11 protein-coding genes are annotated in these 14,090 nt (G+C 48.2%); 5 read left to right on the forward strand and 6 right to left on the reverse strand.

Annotated elements, in window-relative coordinates; genetic code table 11:
- Window positions 1–158 precede the first annotated feature (158 nt).
- The gene (gene ppnN, locus ACO6VG_RS21555; protein WP_422134165.1) at window positions 159–1,538 is read left to right on the forward strand and encodes a nucleotide 5'-monophosphate nucleosidase PpnN; all 1,380 of its coding nucleotides are present in this window, start codon (window positions 159–161) and stop codon (window positions 1,536–1,538) included.
- A gap of 273 nt (window positions 1,539–1,811) precedes the next feature.
- Here ppnN and ACO6VG_RS21560 read toward each other — a convergent pair whose 3' ends face one another.
- Complete coding sequence (locus tag ACO6VG_RS21560; RefSeq protein ID WP_422134166.1) at window positions 1,812–2,525, reverse strand: Fic family protein; 714 nt, start codon at window positions 2,523–2,525, stop codon at window positions 1,812–1,814.
- Window positions 2,526–2,749: 224 nt separating this feature from the next.
- On the opposite strand from ACO6VG_RS21560, the gene ACO6VG_RS21565 reads away from it, so the two are divergent.
- Together ACO6VG_RS21565 and ACO6VG_RS21570 are read left to right on the forward strand one after the other, a co-directional pair.
- Window positions 2,750–3,157 (forward strand): hemerythrin domain-containing protein, encoded by a 408-nt coding sequence (locus ACO6VG_RS21565; protein ID WP_422134167.1) that lies wholly within the window; start codon window positions 2,750–2,752, stop codon window positions 3,155–3,157.
- 222 nt (window positions 3,158–3,379) lie between these two features.
- A complete protein-coding gene (locus tag ACO6VG_RS21570) occupies window positions 3,380–4,093 on the forward strand; it encodes a hypothetical protein (RefSeq protein WP_422134168.1) in 714 nt (237 codons plus the stop codon).
- Window positions 4,094–4,141: 48 nt separating this feature from the next.
- Here ACO6VG_RS21570 and solA read toward each other — a convergent pair whose 3' ends face one another.
- Window positions 4,142–5,272: an N-methyl-L-tryptophan oxidase gene (gene solA / locus ACO6VG_RS21575; protein WP_422134169.1), complete on the reverse strand. Its 1,131-nt coding sequence runs from the start codon at window positions 5,270–5,272 to the stop codon at window positions 4,142–4,144.
- Between the two features lie 563 nt (window positions 5,273–5,835).
- Here solA and acnB point away from each other — a divergent pair.
- Entirely contained in the window at window positions 5,836–8,427 is a 2,592-nt protein-coding gene (gene acnB / locus ACO6VG_RS21580) for a bifunctional aconitate hydratase 2/2-methylisocitrate dehydratase (protein ID WP_422134170.1), read from the forward strand.
- 32 nt (window positions 8,428–8,459) lie between these two features.
- On the opposite strand, the gene ACO6VG_RS21585 is transcribed toward acnB, so the two are convergent.
- A complete protein-coding gene (locus ACO6VG_RS21585; RefSeq protein WP_422134171.1) occupies window positions 8,460–8,714 on the reverse strand; it encodes a hypothetical protein in 255 nt (84 codons plus the stop codon).
- A gap of 249 nt (window positions 8,715–8,963) precedes the next feature.
- Here ACO6VG_RS21585 and ACO6VG_RS21590 point away from each other — a divergent pair, with 249 nt between their 5' ends.
- Window positions 8,964–10,142 (forward strand): macro domain-containing protein, encoded by a 1,179-nt coding sequence (locus tag ACO6VG_RS21590; RefSeq protein WP_422475611.1) that lies wholly within the window; start codon window positions 8,964–8,966, stop codon window positions 10,140–10,142.
- A 2-nt stretch (window positions 10,143–10,144) separates the two neighbouring features.
- Here the strand turns inward: ACO6VG_RS21590 and ACO6VG_RS21595 are convergent, their stop codons facing one another.
- The 3 genes from ACO6VG_RS21595 to ACO6VG_RS21605 are packed head-to-tail and all read right to left on the reverse strand — an operon-like array spanning window position 10,145 to window position 14,035.
- Window positions 10,145–12,148, reverse strand: coding sequence for a transglutaminaseTgpA domain-containing protein (locus ACO6VG_RS21595; RefSeq protein WP_422475613.1), 2,004 nt, complete (start codon window positions 12,146–12,148; stop codon window positions 10,145–10,147).
- Window positions 12,138–13,130, reverse strand: a complete 993-nt coding sequence (locus tag ACO6VG_RS21600) for a DUF58 domain-containing protein (protein ID WP_422410510.1) — start codon at window positions 13,128–13,130, stop codon at window positions 12,138–12,140. Before ACO6VG_RS21600 ends, ACO6VG_RS21595 begins: the two co-directional genes overlap by 11 nt.
- 5 nt (window positions 13,131–13,135) lie before the next feature.
- Window positions 13,136–14,035: an AAA family ATPase gene (locus ACO6VG_RS21605; RefSeq protein ID WP_422410508.1), complete on the reverse strand. Its 900-nt coding sequence runs from the start codon at window positions 14,033–14,035 to the stop codon at window positions 13,136–13,138.
- Window positions 14,036–14,090: the final 55 nt, after the last annotated feature.

The raw sequence follows: 14,090 nt of genomic DNA on the forward strand, positions 1-14,090 counted from the left end.
TTTGTCAGAGGATGGACAATCCGTCAAGACTGAAAAAATGTCTTATATCCACATATAATCAGACTGTGGCCGATTAAATAACATGGCCACAAGGTCAGAACCACTTTGCTATCCAAATCGCTGGACGATTTTCACGATAAAAAAAACCAGGGGGTGCCATGACCGCCAGAAATACTGTTTCCACTATTGTTAACCCTGTAGGCTCCATGCGTGTTCTCTCAAACCATGAGGTCAGCAGCCTTCAGGACACCAGTCAGAAAGGGTTGCATCGTTTGTTCCGGCAGTGCGCCCTGGCCATACTCAACTGTGAACAGGAAGGTGATGACACCGAAGAAATCATGGAGCAATACCAGGATTTCGACATTCGTATTGTTCAGGAACACCGCGGACTAAAACTGGAATTAATTAATGCTCCTGCCGACGCCTTTGTTGCTGGAAAACTGATTCGCGGCGTTCGGGAAAACCTGTTTTCTGTCCTCAGAGATATACTTTATGTGTCGTCTCGCATCACAGAAGACCCGCGCTTTGCTGTAAACAGTTCCACGGATATCACGCATCTGGTTTTCCAGATTCTCAGACACGCTGACGCTTTTATTACCCAACAGGTTCCCAGTATTGTGGTTTGCTGGGGCGGACACTCCATTGCCCGACATGAATATGAATATACCAAGAAAGTGGGTTACCAGCTGGGCCTGAGAAGCATGAACATTTGCACAGGTTGTGGTCCGGGTGCCATGAAGGGCCCCATGAAAGGGGCTTATATCGGTCATGCCAAACAGCGAATGTCCCGTGGACGATTCATCGGTTTAACAGAGCCTGGCATTATTGCGGCCGAATCCCCCAATCCTATTGTCAACGAGTTGATTATCCTGCCGGATATTGAAAAGCGTCTGGAGGCCTTTGTTCGTCTGGGTCATGGTATCACCGTTTTTCCGGGTGGACCGGGAACCTGTGAGGAAATTCTCTATATTCTCGGCATTTTACTCAACCCTGCCAACAGGGAAATCCCTTTCCCACTGGTTTTTACAGGGCCAGAAGCCGCCAGAGAATATTTTGAAAAAATTGATGAATTTATCGGCAACACACTGGGGGAAGAAGCCCAGTCACGCTACCAGATTATTATTGATGATCCGCTGGAAGTCAGCCGGGTGATGAGAAGTGGACTGGAGCAGGTTACGCGCTATCGCAGAAAGCATGGCGACGCCTACTACTTTAACTGGTTGCTTCAAATTGACGAGGACTTTCAAACCCCCTTTGACCCAACCCATGAAAACATGGCGAACCTCGAGTTAAATACCCAGCTGCCTCCCCATATTCTGGCGGCCAATCTTCGACGCGCCATGTCAGGTATTGTGGCAGGCAATATAAAAGAAGAAGGCGTTTGCCAGATCAGGGCAAAAGGCCCCTATCAATTGAAGGGAGAGCCTGAATTGATGAAACAGGTCGATAGCCTGCTTCAGTCTTTTGTAGAACAATTCAGAATGAAGCTGCCGGGCAGTCATTATGTCCCCTGTTACGAGATCGAAAGCGAAAGCTAAAAAAGTAGCTCTGGAAAGCGAAGTGATAAGTACTCAGCCATACGGAATCGAATATTTCTGGCTTATTGGGCAGGTGCTCTGCAAGGCGCAACGACGGGAACATAGCAAGCTATGTGACCAGAGTTGCAACGCGGTCAGAGTGCCTGAACAATAAGTCAGAAAATATGATTTCGTATGGTTGAGTACTTACATCTTCGCTTTCTCCTTTTTTAGCACAATGACTCTTACCCAACCATTTAATGCCTCATCCAAAGGCAATCCCATGAATTTTTTTTAGCCGTTCGATGGATCGGATTTGAAATTTTCAATAATTTTCTCATTAAGGCACGATCTCAGAAATGTATTCATCAGGATTGTGTCTGCCGTTGCATAGAAATCAAGCATCAACTGGTTAAACTCTTTCTGACGTTTTGCTGGAACATTGACAATGGGAAACCCATGAGAAAGCAAAATACCGTTCATCATAAATCGCCCCATACGCTTATTCACATCCCAGAAGAACTGTGCTCTCGCCATTCTCAAAAAAGCGGTAAATGCCATATCATAAACATCGTTACAGGTAGCGATTTCCGACTCAATCTCAGCCCAGACGTTATCCAGCTCATTGGGCGAGGGAGGTTCGTATGCTGATCCACTTATCGTGACGTTACCAGTTCGAAAAGCCCCCCACACCAGAGCTTCTGCTTTACCCGCAATCTTGTGAATTGCCAAGGCAACGTCTTTGGAAAAAGAGAACTTTCCTTCAGCAGCCAGAGCAAACAAATATTTCCAAGCCTCTGCCTGATGTAGAGCCATATTCTGGTCACTTATTTTATGGCCTCCAACAGTAATCCCATCTAATAATGTTTGAATTTCTGGAAGAGTCATCGCAACCCCTTCAAGGTTGACAGCGTCATAAACCAGGGAAGGAATATCACGAACGGCAAGCTGCCTGGCCATCGCAGGATCAGGGTTCATACCCCAAACAGTATCTTTTGCCGTTGTCATTGGCTCATCCCAGAAGTTGTGGTTGAAATTTCCACATTATATCTGCACGAGTTCTTATCGTCATGCAGCTCGAAGAGTCTGGGCAATAACAGATAACGCCCCCACGAAAAACTCCCGGATGGTAAGTCAGTCACACATAACGGTAAATAATTAATGATTTGAGACAAATCTGGCAATCACCTCCTAAACTATTAGTAACCATTATGTTCAGGGAGCGAACAAAAATGTCTCAGTTAATTGAGGAATTCAAAAGCGAACATGTGCAAATCAGTGACTTACTTTTACAAGCACGTGATATTGGCATTGGTAACCAGAAAGGTCGGGATTTAATACTGTCCGCCAAAAAAATACTACTGGCACATTTAAACAAAGAAGATAAGCTCCTGTATCCCGTATTAAGAGAAGCCGCTGAGAACGATGAAAGCCTGAAGTCGACTCTGACTGACTACGCGCTTGATATGGATAAGATTTCTGCCAAAGTGATGATTTTTTTCAACCTTTATGAAAATGGTGATAATACCATCGAAAACTTTCAGCAGGACTGCAACAATATCATCAGGGCGTTAAGCAAGCGAATTTCCAAAGAAGAAGCCGTTCTCTACAAGACTTACGACAAAATCAAAGGTCTCTGAAACCACCAGCACAAATGATCGGCTGGTTCCCGGCCGATCATCATTCCCTTCCAGAAGAATACAAATCCAGATAGCACGACCCACCGAATCATCCCAAAGACGAAGTATGACATAACCGATGTTCCCTTTAGTTCTTTGTTATATTCGCTGACTCGAATGTTAGTGACATCTTCTTTTTATACAGATTTAATTAATCATTCAATCTGTTATCAAGGAAGAACCATGCAACCATTTCAAAATAGCACGGCATCAATTCAACCAGCAATGGACATCCCATCCATCTCTCAAACTGATCAGCCAGTAAATCGAAAACTGGAGATATGCCAATATAAAGTAACTAATAGAGACAATATGGGAGACTTTAAAGTCTATCCATTTATTCTAAACGGCAAGACTTATTACCATATTGACAAAGCCTCAGGTTGTGACTCCGTTTCAGAAAATGATGAGATTTTTATAGAACATTGTGCAGGACAACAAGAAGAGAAAAACCAACAATTAATAAAGAGACTCTCTGACATCATAACAAAAGGCTTTAGAAATGTTTGCACTGTTTTCTATCCAGATGATAAATCAAAAATAGAGGGTGTATGTCACGACTTTGCTTATTATTTGAGCTTTGGGCTTTCAGTTTTAATATCTACGAGAGATAACACTCATGATTCTTTTTACGAATCGCTTTCGAACATAAAAATTTATGAATTTACTGGAGAAAAGGATTTAGACTTTGGAGACATTGTGCAAATAACAAACAATACTTCCCACACTGAAAGAAAACCTTTAGTTTTTCATAGTGTGGTTTATATCGGTAATGGAAAATACATTAGCAAGCTTTCTAAGGAAGATATTTACATTCAGGATCTTGAATCAATATTAGATACTTTTGAACTATGGAAAAAAGGAAGTCTAAGGGTTGTTAAAGATCTAAGCACATAACTGCCTTTCTCATAAATAAACAAAGCGCCATAGTTTATTTTTGCTTCTTTACATATTCTGAAACCTTGAGTGCTTAAAAAGCTCCAATACTTCAGGCAGTGGCTCCTCCAAAACCATTTTTCTGATAATACTCCCCACCACAGGGGCAAACTTGAAGCCATGACCTGAAAAGCCCCCTGCTACAATGACTCTCTGGTGATCTGGTAATGCCTCCATAATGAAATGCCCATCGGGACTATTAGTGTAAAGACATGGCTCTTCCCTGATAACTTCAGGCACCACCCCTGGCAAATACTTTTCAATAACTGACTGGATCTCTGAAAGGTTTCTGCGAGAATCTTGAAGCAACTGTTCAGGATTATCCAACAGAAAACCCGTTTTGTGTCTGCCAATCTTCACCAGTCGCTCAGCACCATATTGAGGCACACCATAATAAAATCCATCGGGAGTGTCGAAGGCAAAAGCTGGCGCATCCGCTGACAAATTCTCACTGTTTCTGCTCTTAAACCAATACTGAAGATTCATCTCAATTTCCAGCGGATACTTTCCACCGACAATGCTGTTCAGCCAGGAGCCTGCGGTTACGACCAGGTGTGAACAGGAAAAAACATCTTTACTGGTTGTAACCTCAACACCACTATCATGCTCCTTAAATGACTCCATTAAAGTGTTCTCCAGTATCTGACCTGAGTGACTTCTCAATACTTCAAGGAAATATTGCAATGACTTATCAAGATCCAAAAACCCGGCTTGCCGGTCCAGTATGCCTGTCCAGACTGAAGGGACTTTCAGACCGGAAACAAGTTCGCTGCATTCACTGCCTTTCAGGATATTAACGTCCAGATCATACTCAGAGGCACTGCTTAAAACTCCCTTTAAAGTCTGGCTTGACATCAGATCACCAGCAATTAGCAGCCCGTTCAGAGAGAGTATCTTCCCGTCTGTAACACGATTGATATCCTGCCAGTCGACCAGAGCTTCTTTAAGCAGGGGAACGTAGCGAGAGTCTTCAAAATAAGAGAGTCGAAAGAGTCTGGTCTGGCCGTGAGAACTGTTTCTTTTATTACCTAACTCATATTGCTCCAGACAAAGCACACTTAAACCAGCTTGGGTCAGTCGGGCTGCAACAGCGCATCCCATAATCCCCATACCCACAATAATGGCATCATAGTGCATCATATTCTAATGCCCCTGCCCCACCTTTATGGGAACTTGACCTACTTAAACCGATCACTTGATCAGTTGGGTTAAGTCATTTCAATGAATAGACATCGAAGTTCATTCAGACCAGATGGCATTCATTATTTGCGGTAATAATCAGCGATATACGAAAAAAACCGGCGCAACAAGGGCTTTTCCGACCGATTCAACCAGTATTCACCAAATTTATATCAAAGATTGCGGGCTTCCCTTAACTTGAATAACGCTATCCGCTATACTGCCCGCGCCGCCGGTTGGCTGAATAAGCGAAGGTTACAGTTCTTTTCACTGCTAATCTATACAGAATAATTCCGACCGGTTTACGATGCCTGCACACATCGTCATGGGCATGAAAGTGATCTAAAGTAAACTCCTGTTCTAGAGGAGGAGCAGAAGTATCCGGCAGAGCTTTCTTCTTTACCCGCCCAGCCATACCGTGCAGGACCTATATTCACAGGAACATCAGCAACTGTCCGCCCCATCACTGTAAACATTACAGCAAGGGTGAACGGGCAGGCCGCACAGATGATGAGGGTTGATCCGTGCTAGAAGCCTACAGAAAACATGTCGAAGAGCGTGCAGCAGAAGGTGTCCCACCAAAGCCATTAAGCGCTGAGCAAGTCACCGGACTGGTAGCCTTGCTGAAAAACCCACCCGCCGGTGAAGAAGAGTATCTGCTGGACCTGCTGGAAAACCGCATTCCGCCCGGCGTGGACGAAGCTGCCTATGTGAAAGCCGGGTTCCTGTCTGCCATTGCTACAGGTGAGGCAGAATCCCCACTGTTGGACAAGAAAAAAGCGGTTGAACTGCTGGGCCTGATGCATGGTGGCTACAACATTGAGACGCTGGTTGAACTGCTGGACAGCACCGAACTGGCAGAGCTGGCCGCAGAACAACTGAAAAGCACCCTGTTGGTGTTTGATGCTTTCCACGACATCGAAGAGAAAAGCAAGGCCGGAAACGCCCATGCTAAAGCTGTCCTGAAGTCCTGGGCAGACGCCGAATGGTTCACCCAGCGTCAAGCGGTTCAGGAAAGCATCAAGGTTGCCGTCTTCAAAGTGTCCGGTGAAACCAACACCGACGACCTTTCTCCTGCCCCTGATGCCTGGTCTCGACCAGACATTCCAGTTCATGCCCGAGCCATGTACAAAATGACCCGCGACGGTCTGGAACCTGAAGAGCACGGTGTTACCGGCCCTCTGAAGCAGATCGACGACATCAAGGCCAAAGGCCTGCCCGTTGCTTTTGTGGGCGACGTAGTAGGTACCGGCTCTTCCCGTAAATCCGCGACCAACTCTGTACTCTGGTTCTTCGGTGATGATATTCCGGGCGTACCTAACAAGCGTGCAGGCGGTATCTGTATTGGCGGAAAAGTAGCACCCATCTTCTTCAACACGATGGAAGATGCTGGCGCACTGGTTTTCGAAGCCCCCGTTGATAAGTTGGGCATGGGTGATGTGATCGAGATCCGTCCATACGACGGCAAAATCCTGTCCGAATCCGGTGAAGTACTGTCTGAATTTGGCTTCAAATCCGATGTCATCCTGGACGAAGTACAAGCTGGCGGCCGTATTAACCTGATCATTGGTCGTGGCTTGACCGACCGCGCCCGTGAAGCTCTGGGTCTGGGACATTCCGAGATATTCCGTCGCCCTGTTGCTCCTGAAGCCTCCGAGAAAGGCTTTACCCTGGCTCAGAAAATGGTCGGTAAAGCCTGTGGTGTTGAAGGCGTTCGTCCCGGTACTTACTGTGAGCCAAAAATGACCACCGTCGGTTCTCAGGACACCACGGGCCCAATGACCCGTGATGAGCTGAAAGATCTGGCCTGCCTGGGCTTCTCTGCCGACCTGGTGATGCAGTCTTTCTGTCACACGGCGGCTTATCCAAAGCCGGTTGATGTTGAAACTCACCACACTCTGCCAGACTTCATTATGAACCGCGGTGGTGTATCTCTGCGCCCGGGTGACGGTATCATCCACAGCTGGCTAAACCGTATGCTGCTGCCAGACACTGTGGGTACAGGGGGTGACTCTCATACCCGTTTCCCACTGGGTATTTCCTTCCCTGCCGGTTCCGGTCTGGTCGCCTTTGCTGCGGCCACCGGTGTTATGCCTCTGGATATGCCGGAGTCCATTCTGGTTCGTTTCAAAGGCGAAATGCAACCCGGCATCACTCTGCGTGATCTGGTTCACGCCATTCCACTGTACGGTATCAAGCAAGGCCTGCTGACCGTTGAGAAGAAAGGCAAGAAAAATGCCTTCTCCGGTCGCATCCTGGAAATCGAAGGTCTGGAAAGCCTGACAGCCGAGCAAGCCTTCGAACTGTCAGACGCTTCTGCTGAACGTTCCGCTGCAGGTTGTACTATCACTCTGTCTGAAGAGTCCATTGCTGAGTACCTGAAGTCGAATGTGACTATGCTGCGCTGGATGATCAGCGAAGGTTACGGCGACCCTCGTACTCTGGAGCGCCGTGCCCGCAAGATGGAAGAGTGGCTAGCCAACCCGGTTATGATGCGCGCTGATGCTGACGCAGAGTACGCTGAAGTGATTGAAATCGACCTGTCTGAAATCAAAGAGCCTATCCTGTGTGCTCCCAACGATCCGGACGATGCCCGTACACTGTCTGACGTGGCTGGCGACAAGATTGACGAAGTTTTCCTGGGTTCCTGCATGACCAACATCGGTCACTTCCGTGCAGCCGGTAAACTGCTGGAGCAGAACAAGGCCCCTCTGCAAACCCGCTTCTGGATGTCTCCTCCCACCAAGATGGACAAGGCCCAACTGGAAGAAGAAGGCTATTACAACATCTATCAGGACAGCGGTGTACGTACCGAAATCCCGGGTTGCTCACTGTGTATGGGTAACCAGGCACGGGTAGAACCCGGTGCTACAGTACTGTCAACGTCTACCCGTAACTTCCCGAACCGTCTCGGTGACGGGGCTAACGTATACCTGTGCTCTGCCGAGCTGGCTTCTGTTGGCGCGATTCTGGGTAAGATTCCTACAGCTGATGAGTACATGGAATACGCTCAAAATCTGGATTCCATGTCCAGTGAAGTCTACCGTTACCTGAACTTTGATCAGGTAGAGTCCTACCAGAAGGCAGCTGATGATGTTATCGCCAAAGCAAGCTGATCAGTAACCTGATTGTCCACCTGAAATCCCCGCTATTGTGCGGGGATTTTTTTAACAACTCGTTCCCACGTTCTAAGCTCGTCATTCCCGCGAAGGCGGGAATCCAGCGCCAACGGTGGATCTCTGCCTTCTCGGGGATGACAAGGCCAGGTGGGCACCGGGCAGTATGGTTCTGGTGGTGAGTCAGTGTGGATTCCCGCCTTCGCGGGAATGACGAGAATGAAACCGGGAATGACGAGAATGAAACCAGGAATGACGAGAATGAAGCCGGGAATGACGGGAGTCAACTCGTTCCCACGCTGGAGAGAGTTTTGCGACAGCCGCCATTGTGCGGGGATTTTTTTTACTAAGCCTGGTTGCCAGAGTGGGAAAATTGACAGCCTATTTCCAGCCAGCAGAAAGACTCGTCAGAAAGTCGATAACTTATCCGGCTGACGTTGTCAGCCAGCCTTGCCAGATACCTTTTAGCCTTGTAAATCCAGATCAGGAATGAACTGATTATACTGAAGACTATCAGTAGATTTTCTGGCTTATGCATGATTCCAACGTCTGACGTGTTCAGTTCGGCATCCAACTGGCAGATTTTCAAAAGCTGGGTAAAACACAAACTGCGCTCAGCCTTTACCTGGAACCGGAAAACCCGGGTACTGGAAGACCCTGCCGCCCTGCTCCAGGAAGCCAGAGCCAGGGGCGACAACCCTTATTCGCGCATAAGACTTCGAGACATCAAACGCCATGATAATCCCAGATCCCGGATTAATAGAGCCGCTCAACACTTCAGGAATGACTTTGCCCGTATTGGTATTGATGTCAGCTCAGTCACTGTAGAGACGGACCTTTTATCTGAACTTCAGAACAAACTGCTAACCCAAGCCAGGCGCCTTCAAATCAAAACCTACAAACAGGGAACGCTGGAAGACATGCAGGCTTTTTCCAAACTTGTGAACCAGGTGGGCGCCGCTAACTGGCCAGCTGTTTTGAATGATCTGACTCTGAGGCATCCTGCTGGAGAGGCTCACAAACTTGCCGATTTTGTCAGGCCTCTTGAGCTTCTTATCACTGCTTCAGCACAACCATCTACGGACACTCTGATGCAAACGGATGTCAGAATACCTGCTGACCAACTGCTAGGAAAAGAGGTCTTTTTGATGTCCGGGGATATCAGCCGAATGAATGAATTACAAACCCCGCCTATTCAAGCCATTGCCTGCCCGTACACCCCCAAGGGATCAAAAAATGAGACGGTTTTACTGAAGCAGCTTTCCGAAATTGATACCGGTTTGGCAAAAAAAGGTTTTTTGGAAGCTATTAAAAAGGTGCAACCAGGACTGGCCGTCATTGCACCCAGCCCTGCACTGCAGGACAGGGGCTTCAGTCACATGGTTCATGCCATGCTTCCACATGTCGATTCCGGGAATATTAATTCAGAGTTGGTCGCCGCCTACCAATCCACCATCGAAGCCGCTCACAGGAAAAATCTGTCGAGCATAGCCATCCCCATTTTCAGTTCTGAAATGAACCTTTCCCCACAAAGAGCAGCGACCATTGTTTGTGTAGCCATCAGCCGATACATGAGCAGTCACCCTTATGAAACCAAACCGCCAAAAGTGTATCTGGTTTGCCCCGGCACTGAAAAAGGTCAGGAAACCCAGCGATATATTAACCATTATCTGAGCCAGAAGATGCCAAAGCCACCTAAACGAGAAATCATCTAGCCCTAAAAATTAGCCAAAAGCCGCTTCAACTCGTCCATTTCCGAATGTTTTTCTCCGTAAGCCGCTCGCATATAAGCCTCACAAAACGACATTACAGGTTCTGCAAGCGAGTCATCCGATTGGGAAATACGACGGGCAAAACTCAACTCTGCTTCACCCTTTCGAGGAACAAAGCCTCTTCTGGCCATTTTTTTCAGGAAGCGAGCATAGAGTTTCTGAAGCGGAGGCAGAGTCTGTCGGCGATACAGTAAAGTCAGGGACAGTATGGCCAGTATCACGCTTACCCCTATCGTCAGAGCCACCCCTTGTCGCCAATAAAAATCTTCATCACCCAACAGGCTTCTCAGAAACGCTTCCTGCTGATCCTGCTTGAAATTCACGACCGATCTCTGCCATTGATATTCTGCCTTCTCAAAGGCCAGCCTGACTCTGTTAATAATGCCTGAATCACGGTAACGATAGAGAGACAAAGGACTGTCTGGCAAAAAAGTTCCGGAGCTGCCAATAGCCGCTTCCAGACCCGCCTCTATGCGCTGGGGTGAAACTGCAGCAGTTGGATCAAACCTCTGCCAGCCCTGCCCTGCCACCCAGATTTCAGCCCAGGCATGAGCATCGAACTGCCGAACCTGAATCAGGTTATCAGCTTCCTTAAACTCTCCACCCTGATAACCGCCGATGACCCTGGCCGGAACACCCGCAGCCCTCATCAGATAAACGAATGCTCCGGCATAATGGGCACAAAAACCTCGCCTACCTTCAAACAGAAATTCATCAATCGTAGAGTTTTGATCGTACAAAGGCGGTGCAACGGTGTAGTAGAAATCATCCAGACGGAACAGCGACAGCAATCGAGCCGCCATTTTGACGGGATCCTGACCTGCCTGGTTGAACAGCCTGAGGGCATATTGTCGACTCCGGTCATTTCCAAAATCCGGAATCTGAGTATTCAAGGCAGCAAGCCAGTCAGGCATTAAGACAGATCGAGCCTGAGGCAACATCCCATCCAGTGAGTACAACAATCGGCTGTCAATCGGTCGTTCCGATGCCAGTCTCATTGTCCTGTATAAAAAGCTGTTTTCAGCCACTGTGCCAGCAGCTCCCAATGTATACATCCATGGTTTTCCGCTAGGCTCCATCATCACTTCATATTGATAGCTTCCCTGACGATTCTTCCACCAGCCTTCAATTTCAGGTTGCCTGCTGACCCAATCTTTCTGCGACATGGCGGCAACAGAAAAAGGCTTGTCCGTTTGCTTCCAGGTCTTGCCATCAAACTGATCCAGAACCACAGCCCGCCAGTATCTTTGCCGAGGTGGTGGTACATCACCAGCAAAGCGTGCCCGAAACACCAGCTCATCTGAACGACTGAGTCTTGCTATATCGCCTGGCGTCATGGCATCGGTTAAGCCAGTTCTGGCACTATTATCGGGAAGGGGTACTGACCAGAGCGGCCCCATCCGTGGCACCAGGACAAACAGGAGAATGGTTAAAGGAGCTGCCTGCAAAACAAGGAGGCCTGCAAACCTTATACTGGAAACAACAGGTGCCGCATTCGTTGATCGGAACAAGCCCTGCTGGGCAGCGATCAACATCACCAGACAAAACATCAGGTAGAGTGTTTGTAGTAACGACTGGGAGAAAAGAACGGCTGTCGCCACCAGAAAATAGCCGATGTAAACCACAATAAGCGCATCACGCTGGCTTCTCATTTCCAACAGTTTGAGTGCATACCCTGCTGCCAGAACAGAGACCGATGATTCCAGAGATATCAACGGCCTGAAACTGACTATCACCGTAACCAGTGCAATCAGAATCAGTCCCAGACGCAACAAAAAAGGTGGCCACTGCCCTCTACCCAGCAAAATAGTAATCCGCCAGCCTGCTGAAAGACAACCCAGTAAAATAATCAGCGTCGGAACTTGCTTCCAAATGGGCAACAGGACTGACAGAAGGGCTGCAGTTAACCACAGTGTTGAGGTTCTGCTCACCTGAGCATTACTCAGCACGACCACCTCCTGACTTTACACTGCCCGAAGCCCTGTCAGAGCCAGAAGCAAATAGAGCCAAAGTCTCAAGGCACTGTTTTAAATGCTTGCGCCCTCCATCGGCTGCCAACTCTGTCCCGGGAACAGACAAGCTGAAAGGTTTGTTAGTGGCTTCGCATCTCAGACACCATCCAGCCAGAACAGACAGTTTATCTTCAAGACTTACGCCGGGATTATGCTCCAGGGAGAGCTTAACCTGATGACCAATAGGCTCTTCAAACAGCTTGGTATTCAGCTCACTGGTTCTCGCATACCCTTTCCAGTCAACATGACCCGCAAGATCCGTCTCTTTAAAGCGGCGAAAGCCGGCAAAATCATCCTGCCCTGATCGTGTTTGGACACCGGTTTCCTCCCCCGCGCCCAGTAGGCTTGGAACAGGGTGGGTGTAATCAGGTCGGGGATAGATCAGTGTCTGCATTTCAAGTTCAACCCAGCTCCAGGCCCTGCAAAATCCCAGAGGATACAGGCTCTCGAGTCTCATCCTTCCCGGACGAAACCAGCCTCTGGATGTTGCTTTTACCCTCAGACTCACGTCCAGATCCGTTTCGAATGAATAGGTCACTTGCTCATTTTCGGGCCAGCCTAATCTCACAGATTGCCGACCCCGCCCACCTGTCTGCAATTGCAGATGAACGGGTATCAGGTCCCCAACATGTCCCGAACCGGCAGACTTTGAAATCAGAGTGATGCCCGCCAGATTTCTCCAGGTATGAAGAATGGACAGCATAAACAGACTGACCATAAAAAAGGACAGACCAAACGCCAGACTGTTAGCATAATTGGCAGCAAGAATAAAAATAAGGGCAGCAACAAACAGCCATGTGTAGCCCCCTTTTGTGGGCAGGATAAATATCCGTTTTTGATCCAGAGTCACCCGGGCAGCCGGAGGAATCCGTCGATCCAGCCATTGACGATATCGCCGTTTTACAGCGCCTTCTGACATACCCGTTAACCCATCACTTGAGTGCTAGTCAGCAACTCCCTGACCGATTGACCTTTTTCCTTTGCTTGTAATCGGTGATCGGCAACAGAGACAAACACAGCCTGAATATCCTCGGGAATAACATAGTCCCGACCTTCCATCCAGGCCCAGGCTTTTGCAGCCGCCATTAACGCCAGTCCCGCCCGTGGCGAGAGTCCAACATGGAAGCAACCCGCCTCCCTGGTACGAGAAATCAGCCTCATGACATAATCCAATAACATCTCCCCGACATGTACCCGGGCTGATGCATTCTGAGCCTTGATCAATTGATCTGCATTAAAGATGACAGGCAGTGCATTCAGTTCTGCCCTGCCGGCTTCGCCTTTCAAAATGGCTTTCTCTGATTCAGGGTCGGGATAGCCCAACTCTAATCTCATCAAGAATCGGTCAAGCTGGGATTCTGGCAGGGGAAAAGTGCCTTCCTGATAGACAGGATTCTGGGTGGCCACCACGAAAAAAGGTTCGGGCAGGGAGTGCGGCTGACCATCTACCGAAACCTGACGCTCCTCCATGGCTTCAAGCAAGGCACTTTGCGTTCTGGGTGAAGCCCTGTTGATTTCATCCGCCAGCAACAGCCGGGAAAAAACCGGCCCGGGGTGAAAAGCAAAGCTGGCACTATTTTTATCAAAAACAGTGACCCCGATAATATCAGCAGGTAGCAAATCACTGGTAAACTGCACTCGCTGATAATCTAACCCCATGACCCGCGCCAGTGCATGAACCAGCGTTGTTTTACCCATGCCGGGCAGATCTTCGATGAGCAGGTGGCCCCGGGCAAGAAGACAACATACCGCAAGCCGAATTTCCTGATCCTTGCCACGGATAATCGTATTCAGCGCATGAATACATTGATTGACTTCATTCATTGATTGGGAACCATTCTTATTATTTTGAAGACTTTGCTTTTTTGTACTCAAGGCT

It is taken from the genome of Endozoicomonas sp. ALB032 (assembly GCF_049310125.1).
Lineage (GTDB): Bacteria > Pseudomonadota > Gammaproteobacteria > Pseudomonadales > Endozoicomonadaceae > Endozoicomonas_A.

Bases quoted from the DNA above. Each gene is read 5' to 3' on its own strand.
- ACO6VG_RS21600 (WP_422410510.1), bottom strand. From the start codon at position 13,130: ATGTCAGAAGGCGCTGTAAAACGGCGATATCGTCAATGGCTGGATCGA.
- ACO6VG_RS21560 (WP_422134166.1), bottom strand. From the start codon at position 2,525: ATGACAACGGCAAAAGATACTGTTTGGGGTATGAACCCTGATCCTGCG.
- ACO6VG_RS21590 (WP_422475611.1), top strand. From the start codon at position 8,964: ATGATTCCAACGTCTGACGTGTTCAGTTCGGCATCCAACTGGCAGATT.
- ACO6VG_RS21605 (WP_422410508.1), bottom strand. From the start codon at position 14,035: ATGAATGAAGTCAATCAATGTATTCATGCGCTGAATACGATTATCCGT.
- ppnN (WP_422134165.1), top strand. From the start codon at position 159: ATGACCGCCAGAAATACTGTTTCCACTATTGTTAACCCTGTAGGCTCC.
- ACO6VG_RS21565 (WP_422134167.1), top strand. From the start codon at position 2,750: ATGTCTCAGTTAATTGAGGAATTCAAAAGCGAACATGTGCAAATCAGT.
- solA (WP_422134169.1), bottom strand. From the start codon at position 5,272: ATGATGCACTATGATGCCATTATTGTGGGTATGGGGATTATGGGATGC.
- ACO6VG_RS21570 (WP_422134168.1), top strand. From the start codon at position 3,380: ATGCAACCATTTCAAAATAGCACGGCATCAATTCAACCAGCAATGGAC.